The 6944-nt window shown below is 71.4% G+C and carries 4 protein-coding genes; all 4 read left to right on the top strand.

Features of this window, described 5'->3' with window-relative positions:
* The first annotated feature begins 202 nt into the window (after positions 1-202).
* Positions 203-1735: a sensor histidine kinase gene (locus tag ACZ6DT_RS36775; protein ID WP_465603846.1), complete on the top strand. Its 1533-nt coding sequence runs from the start codon at positions 203-205 to the stop codon at positions 1733-1735.
* Between the two features lie 4 nt (positions 1736-1739).
* Complete coding sequence (locus ACZ6DT_RS36770; protein WP_465603844.1) at positions 1740-3584, top strand: ArnT family glycosyltransferase; 1845 nt, start codon at positions 1740-1742, stop codon at positions 3582-3584.
* A 74-nt stretch (positions 3585-3658) separates the two neighbouring features.
* Entirely contained in the window at positions 3659-4912 is a 1254-nt protein-coding gene (locus ACZ6DT_RS36765; protein ID WP_465603842.1) for a bifunctional glycosyltransferase family 2/GtrA family protein, read from the top strand.
* 4 nt (positions 4913-4916) lie between these two features.
* The gene (locus tag ACZ6DT_RS36760; RefSeq protein ID WP_465603840.1) at positions 4917-6764 is read left to right on the top strand and encodes a glycosyltransferase family 39 protein; all 1848 of its coding nucleotides are present in this window, start codon (positions 4917-4919) and stop codon (positions 6762-6764) included.
* Positions 6765-6944: the final 180 nt, after the last annotated feature.

The following is a 6944-nucleotide window of genomic DNA, read 5'->3' as shown; positions in this document are numbered from 1 at the left end:
CCCCCCCCCCCCCCCCCCCCCCCCCCCCCCCCCCCCCCCCCCCCCCCCCCCCCCCCCCCCCCCCCCCCCCCCCCCCCCCCCCCCCCCCCCCCCCGACGCACCGGTCACTGGTCCAGTGGCGTCTCTCCGGGTGCCTCATGGGCACAGCGGGCTCACAGGCGGGCCACAACGCGCGCATACGACCGCGGCGCACACTCGAGTCATGGCACCCGGTTCGGTCCCGACCACCGGCCCGCGCCGGTCGTTCCGGCCCGGGCGGCTTTCCCTGCGTACCAAGCTGACCGGCTCGATGGTGCTGTTGCTCACCTTCGTCTGCCTGGTGATCGGCGTCGCCGGCGAGATCGCCCTGCGGTCGTTCCTCATCCGCCAGATCGACGACCAGCTCTCGGCCGCGTCGGCCCGCGCCCACGACTTCGCGAACCGGCCGCCGGAGGACGGCACCGGTTCTGATCCGCTCAACGCGCCGCGTCAGGCTACCGGGACGCTCGGCGTGCGTTTCTCCGGTGGCCGGGTGCTCTACGCGGGAGTCCTTACCGTGCAAGGACTTCCGCAAGGATTGTCGGCCGGACAGGAGTCCGGCTTGTTCGCCGTCCCGGCGGACCGGCCGCCGATCACGATGACGCTCGGCGGCCTGGGCGAGTACCGCGTGCAGGCCGTCTCGATCCCCGGCGGCGTGGTCGTCACCGGGCTTCCTCTCGCGCCGATGCGGGACACCTTGACCACGGTCCGGTGGATCCTCTTCGGGGTCGCGGCGGCGGGTGTCACCGGTGCCGGGTTCCTCGGCGCGTTCGCGGTCCGGCGCACGCTGCGGCCGCTCGACCGGGTCGCGGCGACCGCGGGCCGGGTGTCGGCGATGCGGCTCGACCGCGGTCAGGTCGCGCTTTCGGTACGGGTGCCCGAGATCGACACCGATCCGCGGACCGAGGTCGGCCAGGTCGGTTCGGCGCTGAACCTCATGCTCGGGCATATCGCGCTGGCGTTGGAAGCACGGCACGCCAGTGAGACCCGGGTCCGCCGGTTCGTCGCGGACGCGAGCCACGAACTCCGCACGTCGCTCGCGGCGATCCGCGGCTACGCCGAACTCGCCGGCCGTGGCAGCGCGCTGGTGCCGCCGGAGGTCGCGCGTTCGATGTCCCGCATCCAGTCCGAGGCCTGCCGCATGACGACGTTGGTCGAGGACCTCCTGTTCCTGGCGCGGCTCGACGCCGGACGGCCGCTCGAAGCGGCCGAGATCGACCTCACCCGGCTGACCGCGGACGCCGTCGGTGACGCGCACGTCGCCGGCCCGGACCACCGCTGGGAACTGCGGCTCCCGCCGGATCCCGTGCTCGTGCGCGGCGACGTCCAGCGCCTGCGCCAAGTCCTGGCGAACCTGCTGTCCGACGCGCGCACGCACACCCCGCCGGGCACGACGGTGCTCACCGCGCTGAGCCACTCCCAGAACGGGTCCGCGGTGCTCACCGTCACCGACAACGGCCCCGGTATCGCCCCCGGACTCCTGCCGAGCGTGTGCGAACGCTTCGCCCGCGGCGACACTTCCCGGTCACGGACCGCGGACGGTACCGGGCTCGGGATGGCGATCGCGGCGGCCATCGTCGTGGCCCATCACGGCACGATCGAGGCGCACAGCCGTCCGGGGCACACCGAGTTCGCGGTCCAGCTGCCGGTGATCGCAGCCTCACAGCGGGTGCACAGCTTCGGCACAATAACGTCCCAGGTCGGCACCCGACGCTGAGGCCATGACCCTCCTCGCCTCCCGCGACGAAGCCGATCGAACCGCTCCACCCGCCCGAGGCAGGCCGGCCGATCCGCGCTGGGTCCGGCCGTCCGTGGCCGCGCTGCTGCTCGCGACCGCCGTCCTGTACCTGTGGAATCTCGGGGAATCCGGCTGGGCCAACGCTTTCTACTCGGCGGCCGCGCAGGCAGGCTCGCTGAGCTGGAAAGCGTTGTTCTTCGGTTCCAGCGACGCCGCGAACGCGATCACGGTGGACAAGACACCGGCCGCGTTGTGGGTGATGAGCCTTTCCGCGCGCCTTTTCGGCGTCAACGCCTGGAGCGTCCTCGTGCCGCAGGCGCTGATGGGCGTCGGCTCGGTGGCGTTGCTGTTCGCCGCGGTGCGGCGGACGTCCGGCCCGGCCGCGGGTCTGCTGGCCGGAACCGTTCTCGCGCTCACTCCGGCCGCCGCGCTGATGTTCCGGTTCAACAACCCCGACGCGTTGCTCGTCCTGCTCCTGACCGCGGGCGCCTATTGCGTCGTCCGCGCGCTGGAGAAGGCGAGCCCGCGCTGGCTGGCGTTGGCCGGGGTCGCCGTCGGATTCGGCTTCCTCGCGAAGATGCTGCAAGCGTTCCTCGTGCTGCCCGCGTTCGGGCTGGCGTACCTGATCGCCGCACCGACCACGCTGAGCCGCCGCCTGCTGCACCTGCTCGGAGCTTCGAGCGCAACCCTCCTCTCAGCTGGCTGGTACCTCGCCGTCGTCGCGTTGTGGCCCGCCGCCGACCGGCCGTACATCGGTGGCTCGCAGGAGAACAGCCTGTGGGAACTCGCCTTCGGCTACAACGGTTTCGGCCGCATCACCGGCGACGAGGTGGGCAGTGTCGGCGGAGGCGGCCGGGGCGGCACGGGCTGGGATCGGTTGTTCGGCAGCGAGATGGCGGGCGGGATCGCCTGGTCGCTCCCGGCCGCCGTCCTCGCGCTGGCCACCGGACTGTGGTTCACCCGCCGGGCCCCGCGTACCGACCGGGGTCGCGCGGCACTGATCGTCTGGGGCGGCTGGTTCCTGGTGACCGCCGTGGTGTTCAGCTACATGAGCGGCATCATCCATGCCTACTACACGATCGCGCTCGCCCCGGCGATCGCCGCGCTCGTCGGGATCGCGGGCACCCAGTTGTGGCGCGCACGGGAAGATCCGGCCGCCGCGGGCGCCTTGAGCGCCGGAATCGGGCTGACGGCGTTGACGGCGTATCTCCTGCTGTCGCGGCAATCCGACTGGCTTCCCGGACTGTCGATCGCGATCCTCGTCGCCGGTCTTCTGTGCGCTTTCCTGGTCTTCGTCGCCGCGTACCTGCCTGACGTGGCAAGGCGTCTGGTGGCCATCGGCGCGCTGGTCGCCGTTCTGGCGGGCACCGGCGCATACACTGTCGCGACGGCCGCCATCCCGCATTCCGGAGCGCTTCCGTCCGCCGGACCGGAAACGGGCCGGGGGTCGATGAGAACAGGCGGCCCTGGCGGTCTGCTCGGGACGAGCCTGCCCGGCGAAGGACTGGCCGCCCTGCTCCGGCAGGGAAGTGAGGGCTACCCGTGGACGGCGGCGACCGTCGGCTCCAACAACGCCGCGGGCTACCAGCTCGGCAGCGGGGCACCGGTGATGGCCGTCGGCGGCTTCAACGGCACGGACCCGGCGCCCACTCTGGAACAGTTCCAGGAGTATGTCCGAAGTGGACGGATTCACTACTTCCTCGGCGGAGACATGGTGATACGCGGGGAAACCGGCAGTGACGCCGCCGAGCGGATCGCCGCCTGGGTCGCGGAAACCTACTCACCGACCACTGTGGACAGTGTCACCGTCTACGACCTGAGCCGGTGAAACCCGTGCCGGAACACAGCGACGGCACAGCCGGGACACAAGCCGGCCTCAGCGTGACGGCCGAGATTGACGCTATGACAGCCGCGATCATCTCCGGCGCCGAAACCGGCCGCCGCCCCGCCATCGCCCCGGACGGCTCGCCCGTCCTCGACGTCGTCATCCCGGTCTACAACGAGGAATCCGACCTGGAGCCGTGCATCCGGCGGCTGCACGCGTACCTCGTGGAGCAGTTCCCGTACCCGTTCCGGATCACCGTCGCGGACAACGCCAGCACCGACGCCACCCTGCCGGTCGCCGAACGGCTGAGCCGTCAGTTCGACGCCGTGGAAGTCCTTCGCCTCGAAGAGAAAGGTCGCGGCCGCGCGCTGCGCGCTGTTTGGTCCACTTCGGACGCTCCGGTGCTGGCCTACATGGACGTCGACCTCTCGACCGATCTGGCCGCACTCGGGCCGCTCGTCGCACCACTGCTGTCCGGGCACTCCGACCTCGCGATCGGAAGCAGGCTGGCCCGCGGCGCGCGGGTGGTGCGCGGACCGAAGCGGGAGTTCGTTTCCCGCTGCTACAACCTGATCCTGCGCGGCACGCTGGCGGCGAGGTTCAGCGACGCGCAATGTGGGTTCAAGGCGATCCGCGCCGACGTCGCCGAGCGCCTGCTCCCCCACATCCACGACACCGGCTGGTTCTTCGACACCGAATTGCTCGTGCTGGCGCAGAAAGCGGGACTGCGGATCCACGAGGTCCCGGTCGACTGGGTGGACGACCCGGACTCGTCGGTGAACATCGTCGCCACCGCGGCCGCCGACCTCAAGGGCATCGCACGCCTGACCAAGGCGACGCTGACCGGGCGGATCCCGATCAGCGGCCTGCGCGAACAGCTCGGCCGCGCGCCGATCCAGGTGCGGGCGCCGGGAGTGGCGCCGAGCCTGGTGCGGCAACTGGTGCGATTCGCCGCCGTCGGCGTCGCCAGCACCGTCGCCTATCTCGTGCTTTTCCTGCTGTTGCGGACGTTCACCGGCGCGCAGGTGGCGAACCTCGTCGCGCTGCTGGTGACGGCGATCGGCAACACCGCGCTCAACCGGCGCCTGACCTTCGGTGTCCGCGGCCGGGAAGGCGCCGGGCTGCACCAGTTCCAGGGCCTCATCGTGTTCGGCCTCGGGCTCGCGCTCACCAGTGGCGCCCTGGCGCTGCTGCACACGATGACGGCACCGGGACTGCCGCTCGAGATCACCGCGCTCGTACTCGCGAACCTCGCGGCCACCGTCCTGCGCTTCCTGCTGCTGCGCGGCTGGGTGTTCCGCCGCCGCACCGCCACCGAGATGGAGAGCTGACCACATGACCACCGCACTCGCTTCCCGGGCGGAACCCGGCCGCGTCGAGGAAAACGCCACGAAACCACCCGGCCGGTGGGTCCGGCCCGCCGTCTTCGGGCTGCTCGCCGCCACCGCGCTGCTGTACTTCTGGAACCTGACCGCCTCCGGCTACGGCAACTCGTTCTACGCGGCGGCGGTGCAATCCGGCACACAGGACTGGAAGGCGTGGTTGTTCGGTTCCCTCGACGCGGGGAACGTGCTGACCGTGGACAAACCCCCGGCCGCGCTCTGGGTCACGACGGCGTTCGCCCGGCTCTTCGGCTTCTCCGGCTTCACCGTGCTGGCGCCACAGGCGTTGATGGGCGTCGCCTCCGTCGGCCTGCTGTACCTGACGGTGAAGCGGACCTCCGGACCGGTCGCCGGCCTGTTCGCCGGGGCGGCGCTCGCCGTCACCCCGGTCGCCACGCTCATGTTCAAGTTCAACAACCCCGACGCTCTGCTGACGGCGTTGCTGATCGCCGGCGGGTACTGCACGATCCGCGCGGTCGAAAAAGCGAGCCCGCGCTGGTTGGCCTTCGCCGGTGTCGCCGTCGGCTTCGGCTTCCTCACCAAGATGATGCAGGCGTTTTTGGTGCTGCCCGCGTTCGGCCTCGCCTACCTGATCGCCGCGCCGACCTCGCTGGGCAAGCGGTTGCTGCACCTGTCCGGAGCTTTGAGCGCGACCGTCCTGTCAGCCGGCTGGTTCATCGCGCTGGTCGACCTGTGGCCGACCGCCTCGCGTCCATACATCGGGGGGTCGGACGGCGACAGCCTGCTCGAACTGGCGCTGGGCTACAACGGCCTCGGCCGGATCTTCGGCATGGGCGGCGGCATGATGGTCAGTAGTCCTGGCGGCACTGTCGTCTCAGGCGGCGGGAACGTCGGCTTCGGCGGCGAAAGCGGCCTGACCCGGATGTTCGGCGCCAGCTTCGGCGGCGAGGTGTCGTGGCTGCTTCCCGCCGCGCTGATCGGGCTGGTCGCGGGGCTGTGGTTCACCAGGCGGGCCGCCGGGACCGACCGGACGAGGGCGGCGCTGATCATGTGGGGCGGCTGGATGCTCGTCAGCGCGCTGGTGTTCAGCTTCATGAGCGGCATCGTGCATCCGTACTACGCCGTCGCGCTGGCGCCGTCGATCGCCGCCGTGGTGGCGATCTCCGGGACCTCGCTGTGGCGCGGCCGGGCGCATCTCGCGCCGCGGGTGTTCCTGTCGCTGATGATCGCGGCCAGCGCCGTCTGGGCGTACATTCTCTTGGACCGCGACGCCGACTGGCTGCCCGCGCTGCGCTGGACCATCGCCGGGCTCGGCCTGGCGACCGCGACCGTCGTCCTGGTGGGTGTCCCGCCGATGCGGAAACTCGTCGGGGTCGTAGCGGCGGCCGCGGTGCTGACCGTCGGTCTCGGCACCACCGCGTTCGGCGTTGAAACCGCTTCACAGGCGCATTCCGGCTCGATCCCGATCTCCGGTCCGGCCGGGAACGACTCCCGGGGGATGGGCATGGGAATGGGCGAGGGTTCCTCGGCGGAGGTCGGGGCCCTGCTCGCCGCGACCACGACGAAATGGGCGGCCGCGACGCCGAGTTCTCAATCGGCGGCGAATCTGGAACTCGCGAGCGGTAGGCCGGTGATCGGCATCGGCGGCTGGAGCGGTTCGGATCCGGCGCCGACGCTCGCGGAATTCCAGCAGTACGTGGCGAACGGCGACATCACCTACTACGTCGAAGGCGGCCGCGGCGGACCGGGTGGCGGGTCGGACGAGATCGCCGAATGGGTCGCGGAGAACTTCGCCGCCACCACCGTCGGAGAGCAGACGGTGTACCGCCTGCTCTCCTGAAAGTGCTTCGACATGGGTTGGGGCGCATGACGGGAGACGCGGACCTGTCCACCCAGGACAGTGTCGGGGGGGGGGGGGAGGGGGGGGGGGGGGGAGGGGGGGGGGGGGGGTGGGGGGGGGGGGGGGGGGGGGGAGGGGGGGGGGTGGGGGGGGGGGGGGGGGGGCAGAAGGGGGATCGGC

The organism is Amycolatopsis sp. NPDC041971, from assembly GCF_055588925.1.
The sequence above is the reverse complement of the archived record's forward strand: the minus strand, read 5'-3'. Positions and strand labels throughout refer to the sequence as shown.